The sequence below is a fragment of the Salinarimonas sp. genome (genome assembly GCF_040111675.1).
In the GTDB taxonomy this organism is placed as follows: domain Bacteria; phylum Pseudomonadota; class Alphaproteobacteria; order Rhizobiales; family Beijerinckiaceae; genus Salinarimonas.
Map to the genome: position 1 here is coordinate 4,901,871 of NZ_CP157794.1, position 15,794 is coordinate 4,917,664.

Annotated in this window: 13 protein-coding genes; 7 read left to right on the forward strand and 6 right to left on the reverse strand. The window is 72.4% G+C overall.

The genetic code is table 11. The annotated features are described in order from the left end of the window. Positions 1–82 precede the first annotated feature (82 nt). The 5 genes from acsA to ABL310_RS22765 all read left to right on the forward strand — a co-directional run bounded on the left by acsA (position 83) and on the right by ABL310_RS22765 (position 6,581). Positions 83–1,888 carry an acetate--CoA ligase gene (gene acsA / locus ABL310_RS22745; RefSeq protein WP_349369277.1) on the forward strand — a complete coding sequence of 602 codons (1,806 nt, stop codon included), beginning with the start codon at positions 83–85 and terminating at the stop codon, positions 1,886–1,888. Further along, positions 1,885–3,888, forward strand: coding sequence for a pyruvate dehydrogenase (acetyl-transferring) E1 component subunit alpha (gene pdhA, locus ABL310_RS22750; RefSeq protein WP_349369278.1), 2,004 nt, complete (start codon positions 1,885–1,887; stop codon positions 3,886–3,888). The genes acsA and pdhA overlap by 4 nt, the downstream gene beginning before the upstream one ends. A 9-nt stretch (positions 3,889–3,897) precedes the next feature. After that, entirely contained in the window at positions 3,898–5,124 is a 1,227-nt protein-coding gene (locus tag ABL310_RS22755) for a dihydrolipoamide acetyltransferase family protein (protein WP_349369279.1), read from the forward strand. After that, positions 5,121–5,372 carry an acyl carrier protein gene (locus ABL310_RS22760; protein WP_349369280.1) on the forward strand — a complete coding sequence of 84 codons (252 nt, stop codon included), beginning with the start codon at positions 5,121–5,123 and terminating at the stop codon, positions 5,370–5,372. Before ABL310_RS22755 ends, ABL310_RS22760 begins: the two co-directional genes overlap by 4 nt. Positions 5,373–5,567: 195 nt before the next feature. Further along, positions 5,568–6,581 (forward strand): DJ-1/PfpI family protein, encoded by a 1,014-nt coding sequence (locus tag ABL310_RS22765; RefSeq protein WP_349369281.1) that lies wholly within the window; start codon positions 5,568–5,570, stop codon positions 6,579–6,581. Here ABL310_RS22765 and ABL310_RS22770 read toward each other — a convergent pair. From ABL310_RS22770 to ABL310_RS22795, 6 genes are all read right to left on the reverse strand, one after another. After that, entirely contained in the window at positions 6,547–7,539 is a 993-nt protein-coding gene (locus tag ABL310_RS22770) for a ketoacyl-ACP synthase III family protein (protein ID WP_349369282.1), read from the reverse strand. The two genes, ABL310_RS22765 and ABL310_RS22770, sit on opposite strands and share 35 nt — an antisense overlap. Further along, a complete protein-coding gene (locus ABL310_RS22775) occupies positions 7,536–8,861 on the reverse strand; it encodes a PLP-dependent aspartate aminotransferase family protein (RefSeq protein ID WP_349369283.1) in 1,326 nt (441 codons plus the stop codon). Before ABL310_RS22775 ends, ABL310_RS22770 begins: the two co-directional genes overlap by 4 nt. Position 8,862: 1 nt before the next feature. Then, on the reverse strand, positions 8,863–10,206 hold the full coding sequence (locus ABL310_RS22780; RefSeq protein ID WP_349369284.1) for a SidA/IucD/PvdA family monooxygenase: 1,344 nt from the start codon (positions 10,204–10,206) through the stop codon (positions 8,863–8,865). Further along, positions 10,203–11,513 (reverse strand): aspartate aminotransferase family protein, encoded by a 1,311-nt coding sequence (locus ABL310_RS22785; protein WP_349369285.1) that lies wholly within the window; start codon positions 11,511–11,513, stop codon positions 10,203–10,205. The genes ABL310_RS22780 and ABL310_RS22785 overlap by 4 nt, the downstream gene beginning before the upstream one ends. Before the next feature lie 178 nt (positions 11,514–11,691). After that, entirely contained in the window at positions 11,692–12,900 is a 1,209-nt protein-coding gene (locus tag ABL310_RS22790) for an MFS transporter (RefSeq protein WP_349369286.1), read from the reverse strand. A gap of 137 nt (positions 12,901–13,037) precedes the next feature. After that, complete coding sequence (locus ABL310_RS22795) at positions 13,038–13,778, reverse strand: SDR family oxidoreductase (RefSeq protein ID WP_349369287.1); 741 nt, start codon at positions 13,776–13,778, stop codon at positions 13,038–13,040. A gap of 448 nt (positions 13,779–14,226) precedes the next feature. Between ABL310_RS22795 and ABL310_RS22800 the strand changes: the two genes are divergently transcribed. Together ABL310_RS22800 and ABL310_RS22805 are read left to right on the forward strand one after the other, a co-directional pair. Then, the gene (locus tag ABL310_RS22800) at positions 14,227–15,255 is read left to right on the forward strand and encodes a tripartite tricarboxylate transporter substrate-binding protein (RefSeq protein WP_349369288.1); all 1,029 of its coding nucleotides are present in this window, start codon (positions 14,227–14,229) and stop codon (positions 15,253–15,255) included. An 87-nt stretch (positions 15,256–15,342) separates the two neighbouring features. Continuing rightward, positions 15,343–15,789 carry a tripartite tricarboxylate transporter TctB family protein gene (locus ABL310_RS22805; RefSeq protein WP_349369289.1) on the forward strand — a complete coding sequence of 149 codons (447 nt, stop codon included), beginning with the start codon at positions 15,343–15,345 and terminating at the stop codon, positions 15,787–15,789. The last annotated feature ends 5 nt before the right edge of the window (positions 15,790–15,794 follow it).

Below are 15,794 nucleotides of genomic sequence, written 5' to 3' on the forward strand. Positions count from 1 at the left end.
TCAACCGCGCCCGGGCAGGCCGGCGGATCATGGGCCTGCGACACGCGCCCGAGCCTCGTCCGAGCCCATCGGAGGCCGCACCATGAGTTCCGCCGAGACCCGCCCCGACACGTCCCACGCCGAGACGCGGCCCGCGCGGTTCGCACCGATCCCCAAGAGCCCCGCCGACGTCGCGGGCGCCAACCTGCGCGACGTCGAGGCGGTGCGGGCGGAGTTCTCCTGGGACGTCGCCCGGGCGCTCCTCGACGGCCTGCCCGGCGGCGCGCTCAACATGGCGCACGAGGCCGTCGACCGGCACGTGGCCGCCGGCCACGGCGAGACGCGGGCGCTGCGCTTCGTCGCCGCCGACGGCGCGCGCCGCGACCTGACCTATTCCGATCTCGCCCGGGAGACGGCCCGCTTCGCCAACGTGCTGCGCGGCCTCGGCGTCGCGCCGGGCGAGCGGGTCTACACGCTGCTCGGCCGCGGGCCTGCGCTCTACACCGCCGTGCTCGGCACGCTGAAGGCCGGTTGCGTGCTCTCGCCGCTCTTCGCCGCCTTCGGCCCGGAGCCCGTGCAGGCGCGCATGACCATCGGGGAGGCCTCGGTCCTCGTCACCACCGAGCGGCACTACCGCCGCAAGGTGGCGCCCTGGCGCGCCGCGCTGCCCTCGCTGAAGCACGTCCTCCTGGCCGACGTCGAGGGCGCGGCGCCGGAGGGAACGGCCTCGCTCGCCGCGCTGATGGGAGAGGCCGCGCCCGAGTTCGAGACCGTCCGCACGCGCCCACAGGACATGGCGCTCCTCCACTTCACCAGCGGCACGACGGGCAAGCCGAAGGGCGCCATTCACGTCCACGAGGCGATCCTCGCCCACGTGGTCACCGGCCGCTTCGCCCTCGATCTGCACGCCGACGAGGTCTATTGGTGCACCGCCGACCCCGGCTGGGTGACGGGCACCTCCTACGGCATCCTCGCGCCGCTCGCGAACCGCGCCCGCCTCGTGATCGACGAGGCCGAGTTCGACGCCGAGCGCTGGTACGGCATCATCGAAGCGGAGCGCGTCGGCGTCTGGTACACGGCCCCCACCGCGATCCGCATGCTGATGAAGGCCGGCCCCGAGGCCGCGCGGGCGCACGACCTCTCCTCCCTGCGCTTCCTCGCGAGCGTCGGCGAGCCGCTGAACCCCGAGGCGGTGGTCTGGTCGCACGAGACCTACGGCCGGCCTTTCCACGACAATTGGTGGCAGACCGAGACCGGCGGCATCATGATCGCCAACCTCGCGGCGATGGAGATCCGGCCGGGCTCCATGGGCAAGCCGCTCCCCGGGATCGAGGCGGCGATCGTGGAGCGCCGTGGCGACGAGGTCGGGGTCGTGAGCGAGCCGATGCGCCCCGGCGAGCTCGCGTTGAAGCCCGGCTGGCCCTCGATGATGCGCGGCTACCTCAACGAGGAGGCGCGCTATGCCAAGGCCTTCGCCAGCGGCTGGTACCTCTCCGGCGACCTCGCCATGCGCGACGCGGACGGGTATTTCTGGTTCCTCGGCCGCGCCGACGACATGATCAAGTCCGCCGGCCACCTGATCGGGCCGTTCGAGGTGGAGAGCGCCCTCGTCGAGCACCCGGCCGTCGCCGAGGCCGGCGTGATCGGCCTGCCCGATCCCGTCGCCGGCGAGGTGGTCGTCGCCTACGTCGCGCTCAAGCCCGACCACGACGCGGACGAGGCGCTCGAGCGCGATCTCGCGGCGCACGCCCGCAAGCGGCTCGGCCCGGCGGTGGCGCCGCGCCGGATCGTGTTCCGCCAGAACCTGCCGAAGACCCGCTCGGGCAAGATCATGCGCCGGCTGCTGAAGGCCCGCGCGCTCGGCCTGCCCGAGGGCGATCTCTCGACGCTGGAGAGCGAGGAGCGATGAGCGCCGCCGACAAGCCGCGGCTGACGCGCGAGCACGAGCTCGCCCTCCTCGCCGGCATGATCCGCATCCGGCGCTTCGAGGAGGCCTGCGCCGAGCTCTACACGCGCGAGGAGATCCGCGGCTTCCTGCATCTCTACGACGGCGAGGAGGCGATCGCGGTGGGCGTCTCCGCCGGCCTGCGCCCGGAGGACCGGGTGGTCGCGACCTATCGCGAGCACGGCCACGCGCTCGCCCGCGGCGTGCCGATGGCCGCGCTCTTCGCGGAGATGATGGGCAAGGTCGAGGGCTGCAGCCGCGGGCGGGGCGGCTCGATGCATCTCTTCGACGCCGCGCGCAATTTCCACGGCGGCAACGCCATCGTCGGCGGCGGGCTGCCGCTCGCGGTCGGCCTCGCGCTGGGCGATGCGATGCAGGGCCGTGAGGCGGTGACGGTGTGCGTCTTCGGCGAGGGCGCGGCGGCGGAGGGCGCCTTCCACGAGAGCCTCAACCTCGCCGCGCTCTGGAAGCTCCCCGTCCTGTTCGTGTGCGAGAACAACCTCTACGCCATGGGCACGGCGCTCGCCCGCTCGGAGGCGCAGCCCGACATCGCCGCCAAGGCCGCGGGCTACGGGATGCCGGCGGAGGCGCTCGACGGCATGGACGTCGTCGCGGTGGAGGCCGCGAGCCGCCGGGCGCTCGCGGCCATCCGCGAGGGTGGCGGTCCGGCCTTCCTGGAGGCGCGCACCTACCGCTTCCGCGCGCACTCCATGTTCGACGCGCAGCTCTATCGGCAGAAGGAGGAGATCGAGGCCTGGCGGGTGAAGGGCCCGATCCTGCGCTTCGAGACCTGGCTTCGCGAGACCGGCGTCCTGCACGAGGCGGACCGCGCCCGCATCGAGGAGACGATCGAGGCCGAGATCGGCGAGGCCCGCGCCGCGGCCGAGGCGGGGACGCCGGAGCCCGTCTCCGAGCTCGCGCGCTTCGTCACCGCCGACGAGCGTCCCGCGCCGCCTCCGCCGGCGGCGCGCGAAGAGGCCGCGCCGGTCGAGACCACCTATCGCGAGGCGGTCAAGCAGGGCATCCGCGACGCGCTCGCCCGGGACCCGCGCGTGTTCCTGATGGGCGAGGACGTCGGACGCTACGGCGGCTGCTACGCCGTGACCAAGGGCGTGCTCGACGAGTTCGGGGAGGAGCGCGTGCGCGACACGCCGCTCTCCGAGCTCGGCTTCACGGGGGCGGGGATCGGCGCGGCGATGGCCGGCATGCGGCCGATCGTCGAGATCATGACGGTGAACTTCTCGCTTCTGGCGCTGGACCAGATCCTCAACAACGCCGCCACGTTGCGCCACATGTCCGGCGACCAGTTCGGGGCGCCGGTCGTCATCCGCATGGCGACGGGCGCGGGCCGCCAGCTCGCCGCGCAGCATTCCCACAGCCTGGAGGGCTGGTACGCTCACATTCCCGGCCTGCGGGTGCTCGCCCCGGCGACGCTGGAGGACGCGCGCGGCATGCTCTGGACGGCCCTGCAGGAGCCGGACCCCGTGCTGATCTTCGAGCACGTCATGCTCTACAACCGCAAGGGCCTCCTCTCCCCCGACGCCGGCCCCGTCGACATCGACCGCGCCGCCATCCGCCGGCCCGGCCGCGACGTGACGCTGATCGCCTATGGCGGGACGCTGTGGAAGGCGCTGGAGGCGGCGGACGCGCTCGCGGGCGAGGGGATCGAGGCCGAGGTGATCGACCTGCGCGTCCTGCGCCCGCTCGACGACGCGACCATCCTCGGCTCCGTGCGGCGCACCCGCCGGGCGGTGATGGTGGACGAGGGCTGGCGCGCGGGGAGCCTCGCCGCCGAGATCGGCATGCGGATCGTCGAGGAGGCCTTCTACGACCTCGACGCCCCGCTGGCGCGGGTCTGCGCGGCCGAGGTCCCGATCCCCTACGCCAAGCACCTGGAGGAGGCGGCGCTGCCGCAGGTCCCCGCCATCGTCGCCGCCGCGCGGGCGACGATGGGGCGTGGGTGAGGGCCGGCCATGGGCCTCTACCGGATGCCCTCGCTCGGCGCGGACATGGAGGCGGGCACCCTCGTCGAATGGCTGGTCGCGCCCGGCGCGGCGGTCTCGCGCGGGGACGTCGTCGCGGTGGTGGAGACGCAGAAGGGTGCGATCGAGATCGAGATCTTCGAGACGGGCGTCCTGGCGCGCCGCCTCGTCGAGGTCGGCGAGACCGTCCCCGTCGGCGCGCCGCTCGCCGAGATCCGCGCGCCCGGCGAGGCGGCGGCCGAGGCGAAGGGCGCGGAGGAGGAGCGCCCGGCGGAGACGGTCGCCGGGAAGGCGCCCGCGGAGCCGGCCGAGGCGATCGCCCCCGCGCCGCCGCCCGAGCGCCCGCCGTCGCCTGCGCCGCCGTCCCCTGCCCCCGCACCCGCCGCCGGCCGCCCGCGCGCCTCGCCCGCCGCGCGGCGTCTCGCCGAGGCGCAGGGCGTCGATCTCGCCGGCCTGAGAGGCTCCGGACCCGGCGGGGCGATCGCGCTGGCCGACGTCGAATCCGCGCTTTCCGGGCCCGCGGCGCCCGCCCCGCGGCGCGCGACGGGGCTCGACCTCGGCGAGATGCGCAAGGCGATCGCCGCCGCCATGGCCCGCTCGAAGCGCGAGATCCCGCACTACTATCTCTCCCACGAGGTCGACGTCGGCGCGGCGCGGGACTGGGTCGCGGCCCGCAACGCCGACCTGCCGCCGGCGGAGCGCTTCCTGCTGGGCCTCCTCCTCGTGCGCGCCGTCGCCCGCGCCGCGGGGCGATACCCCGAGCTCAACGGCTTTCACGAGGCGGGCGGGTTTCGCCCGGCGGAGGCCGTGCATGTCGGCGTCGCGGTGGCGATCCGCGGCGGCGGGCTCGTCGCCCCGGCGCTGCACGAGGCGGAGACGCGCCCTCTCCCCGAGCTGATGGCGGCCTTCCGCGATCTCGTCGCGCGCGCCCGCGCGGGGCGCCTGCGCTCCTCCGAGATGACCGACGCGACGATCACCGTCTCGAGCCTGGGCGAGCGCGGCGTCGACGCGCTCGCCGGCGTGATCTACCCGCCGCAGGTGGCGCTCGTCGGCGTCGGGACGCCGCGGGAGCGCCCGGCCGTCGTCGACGGCGCGGTCGTCCCGCGACCGCTGGCGACGCTCACCCTCGCCGCCGACCACCGCGCCAGCGACGGCCATCGCGGCGCGCTCTTCCTCGCCGAGATCGCCCGCCTGATGCAGGAGCCGGACAGCCTATGACCACGCCCGATCCCCGCGCCGTCTTCGAGGAGGAGCTGATGCGCATCGCCCCCGACGCCGACCTCGCCGACGTCGGCCCGAACGAGGACCTGCGCGAGGCGGTGGACATCGATTCGATGGATCTCCTCAACCTCGTCGCCGCCCTGCACGAGCGGCTTCGCATCGACATTCCCGAGACGGACACGCCGCGCCTCACGACCCTCGCCGGCGCGGAGGCCTATCTGCGCGAGCGTCTCGCAAGCGCATGAGCCCGGGCCCGCGCAGCGGTCGCCGAGGCGAACGCTAAGTCATGCGCGCAACGGAAGTCGGCCCGGGAGCTCGCACGCCGATGAAGTCGGACACATCCCCCGATGGTCTCGCTGACATTGACACGCATGATCGAAAATTGTACCTGTCATTCGGACGGAATGACAGGCTGAACGATGATCCGAAGAAGGGTTCGCTTGGTCGCCGCCGTCTTCCCGGGCGCGCAGATCCTGGACGTCGCCGGGCCGGTGGCCGTGTTCTCGGCCGCGAACAGGCATCTGCCGTCCAACCGGGGATACGACGTCGCGCTCGCGTCCGACGTCGCCGGCACGCTGCCCACGAACTCGCCGATCGAGCTGCGCGTCTCGCGATCCTGGCCGCAGGTCGACGTCGAGAGCCTCGACGTCCTCCTCGTCGCCGGCGGCATGCCGGGGACGGACGAGGCCGCCTCGAGCCGAACGCTTCGCGGGCTCGCGTGCGACGCGTGCCGGCAGGGGAAGCGGGTGGCGGCCGTCTGCACGGGCGCCCTGATCCTCGCGGCGGCCGGCCTGCTCGACGGGCGCCGCTGCACGACGCATTGGCAATACATCGAGCGCCTGCGCCGGGAGCATCCGGCCGCGCGCGTGGTCGAGGACGTGCTCTTCGTCGAGGACGGGGGCGTCTGGACCTCCGCCGGCGTCACCGCCGGCATGGACATGGCGCTGGCGATGGTCGCCGACGATTTCGGGTCGGAGGTCTCGGCGCGGGTCGCCCAGGATCTCGTCATGTTCGCCGTGCGGCCCGGCTCGCAGAGGCAGATCTCCGAAACGCTGGACCTCCCGCCGACGCGAAACCGCAAGTTCCGCGACCTGATCCTCTGGGTGCGCGCGAATCCCGCGGCCAAGGTCGACGTCTCGACCCTGGCCGAGCGCTGTGCGATGACCCCGCGCACCTTCACCCGCCGCTTTCGGGAGGAATGCGGGGTGACGCCGGCCAAGATGGTGGAGGAGGCGCGCGTCTCGAGGGCGAAGACCTATCTCGAAACCACCGACCTCCCGCTCTCCCGCGTGGCGACGCTCAGCGGGTTCCCCAGCCGCGCGGCGATGGACGCGGCCTTCGCGCGGCGGCTCGGCCTCACCCCCGGCGGCTATCGCGCCGGCGCGGCGACGCCGGCGCACGACCGCCCCGAGCCCGTTCTCAGCGACAGTCCAGCACGAGCGCGGCAAGGCTGAGACCGTTGCCCGCGCCGAGCAGCAGCACCCGCGAACCGGCGCGCAAGCGGCCCTGCTCGACCAGGTGGCACAGGCCGACGAACTGGTCGCTGACCCCGGTGTGGCCGACGCTGCGGCCGTACGCCCAGACGTCCTCGCGCGCCAGATCGCCGAGCTCGCCGGCGTAGAGCGCGGCGCTCAGCCCCGCGCCGACGTTCGGGTAGACGATGAAGTCCGCCGGGCTCTCGTCGAGCGCCACCTGCGCGAGCAGCCGCGTGCGCAGCCGCTGGAGCGCGCCCCGGAACAGCCCGTCGAAATGCGGGCGGCCCACGCGGTCGAGGAAGGCGCGCTTGGCCTCCTTGATGCGATGGTCGCCCGGTCCCTCCGGCCCCGGCTCCGGCGCGCGGTACATCTCCTCGAGCTGCGGCTCGCTCTCGAGCGCGAAGCCGGCGACGCGCATCGGCCCCGGCGCGGGCGAGAAGCGGATCGCCGACGCCGCATCGCCGTAGAGCGTGCCCAGGTCCGAGTCGAAGCGGTCGAAGCCCGAGCCGCTGAACTTGTCCGCCCCGACGACGAGGTGGTCCTCCGCCTGGCCCGCGCCGATCAGGTCGATGGCGAGCGAGGCCGCCAGGAACGCGCCGTTGCAGCCGTGCGAGACGCCGAGGACGCGCGCCGCGCTGGAGAGCCGCAGCATCTTCTGCAGATGGTTCGCCGGCGGCCACAGATGCGTGTGACCGTGGCGGTGTATGGCGGTGAAGTAGAGGCTGCCGACCCGATCGCGATCCGCCTCGCCGATCAGCGGCGCGGCGGCGCGCATCGCCATCGCGGCGACGTCGAGCGTGTCCTCGACCGCGATGGCGGTGAAGCCGTCGGTGCGCGCCCGGGCCTCCTCGTAGCGGCCCTCCGCGACGGCCTCCTCGATCGTGATCCGCCGGGGCGGCACGTAGGCGCAGACGCCGGAAACGTAGACCGGCCTCACGACGCCACCGCCTGGGCCGCCTCGAGGGCCTGCTCGAGATCCGCGAGGATGTCGTCCACGTGCTCGCAGCCGACGCTCAGGCGCACGAGGTCCGGCGGGACGTGCGCCGCCGCCTTCTCGGCGTCCGTCAGCTGCGAGTGGGTCGCGATCGCGGGGATGGTCGCGATGCTCTTCATGCGGCCGAGATCGTTGGCGCGCCACACGAGCCGCAGCGCGTCGAGGAAGGCGCAGGCGCCCGCCGCCCCGCCGCGGGGCCGCAGCGAGAGCAGGTAGCCGAACGCGTTCTGCGGGGCGCCGTGATCGAGCTCGCTGTCGACGAGCACGAGGTCGCGCACGGCGATCGCATGGCCGGGATCGCGCTCCAGACCCGGATAGAGCACCTCCTCCACGAAGGGATGCGCCTGCAGCGCGCGGGCGACCCGCGCCGCGGAGCGGCTGGTGATCTCCATGCGCGCGCGCAGCCCGCGCAGGTCGGCGAGGGTGGCGAAGGCGTTGAACGGGCTGAGCACGACGCCGGTGTCGCGACGGGGGCCGCGCTTGAGCCAGCCGGCGAAATCCGCGCTCATCTCGCGCCGACGGTGCTCGCAGACGATCCCCGCGCGCGACGAGACGGCGCCGGCGATGCTCATCCCGCTGGCGGACATCGACTTCGAGACGGAGTGGACGACGATGTCCGCGCCCATGGCCAGCGGCCGCAGCAGCGCGGGGCTGGGGACCGTGGCGTCCACGGCGAGCGGCGCGCCGCGGGCATGGGCGAGCGTCGCCAGCGCCGGAATGTCGGTCATGCGCAGATGCGGGTTCGACGGCACCTCGCAGAAGACGAGGCGGGTGCCGGCGTCGATCGCGTCGGCCCATTGCTGCAGGTCGAGGCTGTTCGCGATCCAGCGGACCTCCACGCCGCGGTCGATCCCGATGCGCTGGCTGAACAGCATGTAGGTGCCGCCGTAGCAGGCCGCGGGCAGCACCACGTTCGGCGGCGGCTTGCCGGGATCCTCGGCCAGCAGGGCGTCGACCGTCATGAAGATCGCCGCCATGCCGGAGGAGAACGCCGTCGTCGTCACCGGCGCGTCGCAGCCGTAGCCGTCGAGGCGGGCGATGGCCGCCTCGAGATGCGCGACGGTGGGGTTGTCGATGCGCGTGTAGGTCCAGCCGGGCGCTTCGCCCCGAAGGGCGTCGCGCATGGCGGCGCTCGTCGCGTAGTGCTGAGCCGGCGTCACGTAGGCCGGCTCGCAGATGGCGCCGTGATGCGTGAGCGCCTCGTCGTGGTCGTAACCGCCCACGACGGCGAGCGTGTCGAAACGGGGGCCTCGGGGCGCCGGCATCTCAGGCGTCCTCGAGGATCATGCCGGTCCGCGGGCAGCGCGTCACGCCCGCGTCGAGCTCGCGGAGCGCGTCGACGATCGTCTTTGCGCGCAGGGAGAGCAGCGACACCGAACCCGCGTCGCCCATGCCGTGGCTGGTCTCGCACAGCCCGTTGAGCACGAGCCCGCCGGCGCGCCCGAGATCCGGGCGCAGCGCGGCCAGGTATTCCCGGTTGGCGGCGACGCAGCCGTCCGGATCGAGCGCGAAGGCCTCGGTCATGTCGCGCACGATGGCCGGCACCCGCACCTGGTCGCGGCCCGGCCCGATGTTGCGGAAGCCGGTGGCGAGCACGACGCCGTCGAACCGGTCGCGCTCGGTCCGCCCCGTCTCGTGGTTCTCCACGACGAGGGTGACCCCGGTCTCGTCGGCGGCGACCTCGCGGACCTCGGACATGCGCCGCACCCGGATCAGGTCGGAGCCGTGCAGGCGGTCGTAGTAGATCTGCCTGTAGAGCTCCTCGAGCACGTCCATGTCGCAGGCGCCGTAATTGGTGCGGACCACGTCGCGATCGATGCGCTGCTTGAGAGCCTTGTCGGCGTTGTAGTAGAGATCCGTGAACTGGGGGAAGTAGATCTCGCTCATGAACGGGCTGGTGTCCTTGAGCGGGTAGGCGAAGCGCCGGAAGATCGAATGCAGCTCGAGCCGCGGCTCGACCTTCGAGAGCTGCAGCAGGATCTCCACCGCGCTCTGGCTCGATCCGATCACCGCGAACTTGCGGGCGCCCTCGGCGAGGAGGCGGCGGCTGCACGAGTTGAAGCGCGTCAGATGGAAGACGCGCCCGGTCTCCAGGCTCTCCTCGAACGCCTCCGGGATCAGCGGGTCGCGCCCGGTGCCCAGCACGACATGGCGCGCGAAGATCGCGTCGCCGTCGTACGTGTCGATGCGGTAGACGTGCGAATGCGCCTCGTCGAGCATCGAGACGCCGCGCACCGCCTTGCCCGTGCGCACGAGATGCGCGAGCTGCTCGGAGACCCACCGGATATAGGCCGCGAAGTCCGGCCGCATCGGCATCAGCAGGTCCATGTTGAGGTGCTCGAGCAGCAGCCCCGTCTCGTGCAGGTAGTTGAGGAAGGTGAAGCGGCTTCGCGGCGAGCGCAGGGTGGCGAGATCCCGGTGCGGGATGTTCTGGATGTTCGAGTGGATGTCGAGGGCGTTCTCGAACAGCATCTCGCTCTGCCAGAGCGGCGTCTTCGCGCCCTCCAGGAAGAGCACGTCCTCGTAGGCCCGCTCCTCCTCGAGCAGCGCGGCGAGGGCGATGTTGGCGGGACCGAAGCCGACCCCGACGATGTCGTAGACCTTGCTCATGACAGGACTGGCTCCGGCGCCTCGATGGACCGCGCCGGGGAGACGCGGCGGGGGGGAACGCGGGTACGCACGACGCTCTCGAGAATGGACAGGCCGCGATCGAGGTCCGCGTCCGCGATCGTGAGCGGGACGAGCAGCTTCACCACCTCGTCGTGGGGGCCGCACAGCTCCAGCAGCAGGCCTTCCTCCAGGCAGCCCGCCCGGATCGCCTGGGCGACGTCGCCGTCGCCGACGTCGAGGCCGCTCATCAGGCCTCGCCCCTTCACCCGCCCGCCGGTCTCGGCGGCGAGGACGTCGAGGCGGCGGCGCAGGACGGCGGCCTTGCGGCGCACGTCGCTCGCGAAGGCGTCGTCGGACCAGAACGTCTCCAGCGCGGCCCGCGCGGTGACGAAGGCATGGGCGTTGCCGCGGAAGGTGCCGTTGTGCTCGCCGGGCGACCAGGCATCGAGCTCGGGGGCGAGCAGCACCATCGACATGGGCAGGCCCGCCCCGGACAGGGACTTGGCGAGCGTCACGACGTCGGGCTCGATGCCGAGCCCTTCGAAGGCGAAGAAGTCGCCGCTGCGCCCGCAGCCGGACTGGATCTCGTCGACGATGACGAGGGCGCCGTGGCGGCGCGCGACGGCGCAGACGCGCTGCGCCCATTCCGGCGAGGCGCAATTCAGCCCGCCCTCGCCCTGGATCGGCTCGAACAGGACGGCGGCGATGGGACCGATCCCGCCGGAGGGGTCCGACAGCATGCGGTCCAGCATCTCGGCCGTGTCCAGGTCCGGGCCGAGATAGCCGTCGTAGGCGGCGCGGTGCACGTCGTGCAGCTGGCTCTCGAAGGCGCCGCGATGGTGGCCGTTGCCGGTGGCGGCTAGGGCGCCGAGGCTGACGCCGTGAAAGCCGTTGGTGAAGGCGACGACGCGGCTGCGCCCCGTCTTCTTGCGCGCGAGCTTCAGGGCCGCCTCGACGGCGTTCGAGCCGGTGGGCCCCGTGAACTGGAGGCGGTAGTCGAGCCCGCGCGGGCGCAGCACGCACCGGTCGAACGCCCGGAGGAACTCGGTCTTGGCCCGCGAATGGAAGTCCAGCGTCATCGAGACGCCGTCGCCGGCCACGTAGTCCAGAAGCGCCGCCTTCATCGACGGCTCGTTGTGACCGTAATTCAGCGCGCCGCAGCCGGCGATGAAATCGAGATACGCGCGACCGCTCACGTCGAAAAGGTACGAGCCGGACGCGCGATCGAATTCCGCCGGGCAGGCGCGACAATAGCTTCGTACGGCGGATTCGAGCCGCTCGTATACGGCCGTGGCCGAGTTTTCCATGGGGTCCTCCCTTGCTCGGACGCGTCAAGGACGGACGCAAAGTAGCAACTGATAATCGCACCTTTCCGCCAAACCCATCCGGAATCCAGACAATCTAAAGCTGCTCCGGTGGCACGCTTCCGCAGAATTCGCGGCGTGTATTCCGCCGACCTCGCACGCATTCGGCGAAGCCCGACACTCAGCGGGGGGCGCCGAGGGCCCGCCTGGCGGCGCTCAGGCGCAGCGCCAGCGTGGCGAGGACGATCGCCACCACGACCGGAAGCGTCGCGAGGGCGACGCTCGTCCAGTCGAAGGCGCTGATCAGCGCGCCGGACCCGAAGGAGGCGATCGTCGAGGCGAGCGCGACACCCGTGTCGTTGATGCCCTGCACCGCCGGCCGCTCGGCCGGGGAGAGGCTCTCGCTCAGCATCGCCGTGCCGCCGACGAAGCCGAAGTTCCAGCCGATGCCGAGCAGGACCAGGGAGACGTAGAAGTGCGCCAGCGTGATGCCGGCGATGGCCGCGACCGCCGACAGCCCGAGCAGCACCGCCCCGATCGTGACGATCGCGCCCGATCCGAAGCGCGAGATCAGCATGCCCGTGAAGAAGCTCGGCGCGAACATCGCGATGACGTGCCAGCGGATGACGTCGCCCGCCTGCGCGTCCGTGAAGCCGCATCCCACCATGGCGAGCGGCGTCGGCGTCATCAGGAGCACCATCGCGGCATAGGACGCCGCCGAGGCGATCAGCGCGACCGCCACCTTCGGCCGCCGCACGATCGCGCTCGCGGGCGCCACGGGGGGGGCGGCCGCGTCCGTCTCGGCCCGCTTCGGCGGCGGCGGATAGCGGGTGACGAGCACGAGCACGCTGCCCGCCGCGGCGATGCCCGCGATCGCGAGGTAGGCGCCCGCGAAGGGGATCGGCGCGAAGGCGTCGCGGGTGAGGATGAAGATCTCCGGGCCGAGCACGGCGGCGACGAGGCCGGCGCCCAGCGTGAAGGAGATCGCCGTCGGCCGCCATTTCTCGACGACCAGCTCGGCCGCGGCGAAGCGGAAATAGCCGAAGCTGATCAAGGCGGCGCCGAGGCAGCCGTGCCCGAGGCACAGAAGCCAGAAGCTGCCCCAGAACAGCGCGAGCATGCCGGCGAGGCCGCCCGCGAAGGCGAGCCCGGCGGCGAGGAGAAAGCCGAGCTTGCGCCCGTACCGGCCCATGAACACCGACATCGGCGCCGCCGCGAGGAGGCCTGCGAACATCTGGACGGAGACCGGCACCGTGGCCATCGCATCGAACGGCGCGAGGAGGATGCCGGCCAGCCCGCCCAGGATGATGAGCATCGGCATCGGCGCGCCGAGGACGGCGTTGCTCGCCAGGACGAGCAGGAAGTTCGCGTTGAGTAGACGTTCGCTCATGCCGACGGCCCCGGGCGCACCGCGCTCGTCCCACGAGCGCGAACCGTCGTCATGCTAGGTCCCGCTGCGGCGTCGAGAGCGCCAAACGAGACCGGTTTCGCGCCAAAACGGCCGATGCGGCGCGCGTGGGCGCCGCGTCAGGTCGTTTCGCCGCCGTTCACGGCGATCATCTGACCGTTCACGAATCGCGCCTCGGGCGAGGCCAGGAAGGCGACGACGGCGGCGACGTCGTCGGGCGCGCCCATGAAGCCCGCCGGGATGGTGGCGACGCGGGCGGGGTCGTCCTGCGTCGCCGTCTCGCTGCGGATCTGGCCGGGCGACACGACGTTGACGGTGACGCCCATCGGGCCGAGCTCCCGCGAGAGCGCCTTCGTCAGCCCCCAGATCCCGTGCTTCGCCGCCGAGATCGGCGCGCCCTCGAAATAGCCCTTGATCGCCTTCATCCCGGCGAAGTTGATCACCCGCCCCCAGCGCCGCTCCACCATGCCCGGCGCGAAGGCGCGGGCGGTGAGGAACGTCGCGGTCAAGGCGCCGTCGACGACGGCGTGCCAGTCGGCGTCGGTCGTCTCCAGGAACGGCTTGTGCGGCCGGCGCGCCGCGTTGTTGACCACGATGTCGACCGCGCCGAAGCGGGAGAGCGCGGCGTCGGCGATGCGCGCGACCGCATCGGCCCGGCCCACGTCTCCCATGGCGACGAGCGCGCGCGCGCCGGCGGCCTCGACGAGGCGCGCCGTCTCCCCGCAAGCGTCCTGCGAGGACGAGCCGTTCACGACGACGTCGCAGCCCATCCGCGCGAGGCGGACCGCGATGGCGCGACCGATGTTGCGGCCGGAGCCGGACACGAAGGCGGTCCGTCCCTCGAGCGGGCGGTCGGTCATGGGGCGGTGCTCCTTCGAAAGACGGCGCCGACGGGCGGCGCCGGGGCGGCCTGTTCGCGCGACGATCGGGGCGGCCCGCTCGTTTGTCAATTGATCGAAGAATGTTGACAATCTACATTTTTTGGAATGAGCTTGCGCCATGAACGGGCGTCTCGACACTCGGGTGGCGATCGCGGGCAGGGCTTCCCGGCCCTCGGCCGCGGCCCGAGCCGCACGGCGCACGGGCATGCGGGGCGGCTTCGGGCAGCGGGCATTCGCGCCCGCCCATACTGCCGAAATCGGGCTTGAACTCTACGGCAGCCGGCGCACGCTGATGGGACGCGCTGCGTCCCGGCGCCGTCTCACGACGCGCCCACAAGACGAGGCCGGCTCGCGACGTCTCGAGGAGACCGCGCGCGCCGAGCCCCGCGGGGAACCGAAACGATCCGAAGAAACGGGAGGAAAGAGCATGAGGAACCAGACGACCGGAACGGCCACTCGGCTGCGCGGCGGCGCGTCTCGGCTGCGCGGCGGCGCGTCTTGGCTGCGCGCCGGCGCATTCGCGGCCGCCTGCGCCATGACGCTCGGCGCCGCCGGGCACGCCTCGGCGCAGGACTATCCGTCCGAGACGCTCGACTGGACGATCGCCTTCGGCCCGGGCGGCGGCAACGACATCATGGCCCGCACCATCATCGACATCCTGGAGAAGTACGACCTCTACCCGGCCGACATCAAGGCCGAGAACCGCGCCGGCGGATCGGGCGCGGTCGGCTGGGGCTACGTCTTCGCCAATTCCGGCAGCGGCTACGACATCTCCACGACGAGCGGCAGCTTCGTCACCACGCCGCTGCAGGCCGACACGCCCTGGGAGCCGGCCGACTTCACGCCGGTGGCGCTCCTCGCCACCGACGACCTCGCCCTCGTCGTCAACGGCTCGTCCGACATCCAGACGATCGAGGACCTGATCGCCGCCGCCAAGGAGCGCCCGATCACCATCGCCGGCACGGGCACCGTCAACGTCGACTTCATCGTGCCGACGCTCTTCGCCGAGGCGGCGGGCTTCGAGTTCGAGTACGTGTCCTTCAACTCCATGGCGGACCAGACGACCGCGCTCCTGTCCAACGCCGTCGACGCCATGACCGGCAACCCGGCCGAGATCCTCGGCATGATCGAGTCGGGCGACCTGCGGGCGCTGGTCTACAGCGGCGTGAAGGTCCCCTCCGAGCTCGAGGGCGTGCCGACCATGGCCGAGCTCGGCTACGACATCGGCGTGTCCATGCCGCGCGGCCTGATCCTCGCGCCCGACGCGCCGGACGAGGCGCAGGACTTCTGGATCGAGACCATGAAGCAGGTCGTCGAGACACCCGAGTGGCAGGACTACATCGAGAAGAACCAGCTCACCGAGAACATCAAGTACGGCGAGGACTTCCGCACCTTCCTCGTCAACACGCAGGACCGCTTCGCGCGGGTGCTGCGCGAGGTCGGCGCCATCCAGTAAGGCGCGTCTCCCCAAGCGACGTCGCGGCGGGGCGAAACGCGTCCCGCCGCGACGACGAGGCAGCCCAAGAGGGGGAGCTCGACGCGCATGCGCATCGCATTCCTGGTCGCGATCCTGGCCGGCGCCGTGTTCTACACGACCGTCGCCTTCACCGACCTCGGCTTCATGACCCGCACGGGCCGGCTGGGGCCGGGCTTCTTCCCGCGCGTCATAGGCATCCTCATGATCGTCCTGGCGCTCTGGACGATCGTCGACGAGCTGCGCAAGGGGCGCCGCGCCGATGCCACGGCGGGGCTGTGGCGGGACGTGACGGCGCTCGTCGGCCTCACGCTCGGCTACGCCGTCCTGCTCTGGGCGCTCGGCGGCTTCCTCGCCTCGGTCGTGTTCCTGCTCGCGGCCCTGTCGCTGCTCAATCCCGGCCGTCACCTGCAGAACGGGGCGCTGGCGCTCGTTCTGCCGAGCGCCGTGTACCTCCTGTTCGACGTGCTCCTCAACGCGAGCACGCCGCCCGGGCTCGTTTCCTTCCCGATCTGATTTCG

Excerpts from the sequence above, each read along its gene's own strand:
- acsA (WP_349369277.1), top strand. The coding sequence starts at position 83 with ATGAGTTCCGCCGAGACCCGCCCCGACACGTCCCACGCCGAGACGCGG.
- pdhA (WP_349369278.1), top strand. The coding sequence starts at position 1,885 with ATGAGCGCCGCCGACAAGCCGCGGCTGACGCGCGAGCACGAGCTCGCC.
- ABL310_RS22755 (WP_349369279.1), top strand. The coding sequence starts at position 3,898 with ATGGGCCTCTACCGGATGCCCTCGCTCGGCGCGGACATGGAGGCGGGC.
- ABL310_RS22760 (WP_349369280.1), top strand. The coding sequence starts at position 5,121 with ATGACCACGCCCGATCCCCGCGCCGTCTTCGAGGAGGAGCTGATGCGC.
- ABL310_RS22775 (WP_349369283.1), bottom strand. The coding sequence starts at position 8,861 with ATGCCGGCGCCCCGAGGCCCCCGTTTCGACACGCTCGCCGTCGTGGGC.
- ABL310_RS22780 (WP_349369284.1), bottom strand. The coding sequence starts at position 10,206 with ATGAGCAAGGTCTACGACATCGTCGGGGTCGGCTTCGGTCCCGCCAAC.
- ABL310_RS22785 (WP_349369285.1), bottom strand. The coding sequence starts at position 11,513 with ATGGAAAACTCGGCCACGGCCGTATACGAGCGGCTCGAATCCGCCGTA.
- ABL310_RS22790 (WP_349369286.1), bottom strand. The coding sequence starts at position 12,900 with ATGAGCGAACGTCTACTCAACGCGAACTTCCTGCTCGTCCTGGCGAGC.
- ABL310_RS22795 (WP_349369287.1), bottom strand. The coding sequence starts at position 13,778 with ATGACCGACCGCCCGCTCGAGGGACGGACCGCCTTCGTGTCCGGCTCC.
- ABL310_RS22800 (WP_349369288.1), top strand. The coding sequence starts at position 14,227 with ATGAGGAACCAGACGACCGGAACGGCCACTCGGCTGCGCGGCGGCGCG.
- ABL310_RS22805 (WP_349369289.1), top strand. The coding sequence starts at position 15,343 with ATGCGCATCGCATTCCTGGTCGCGATCCTGGCCGGCGCCGTGTTCTAC.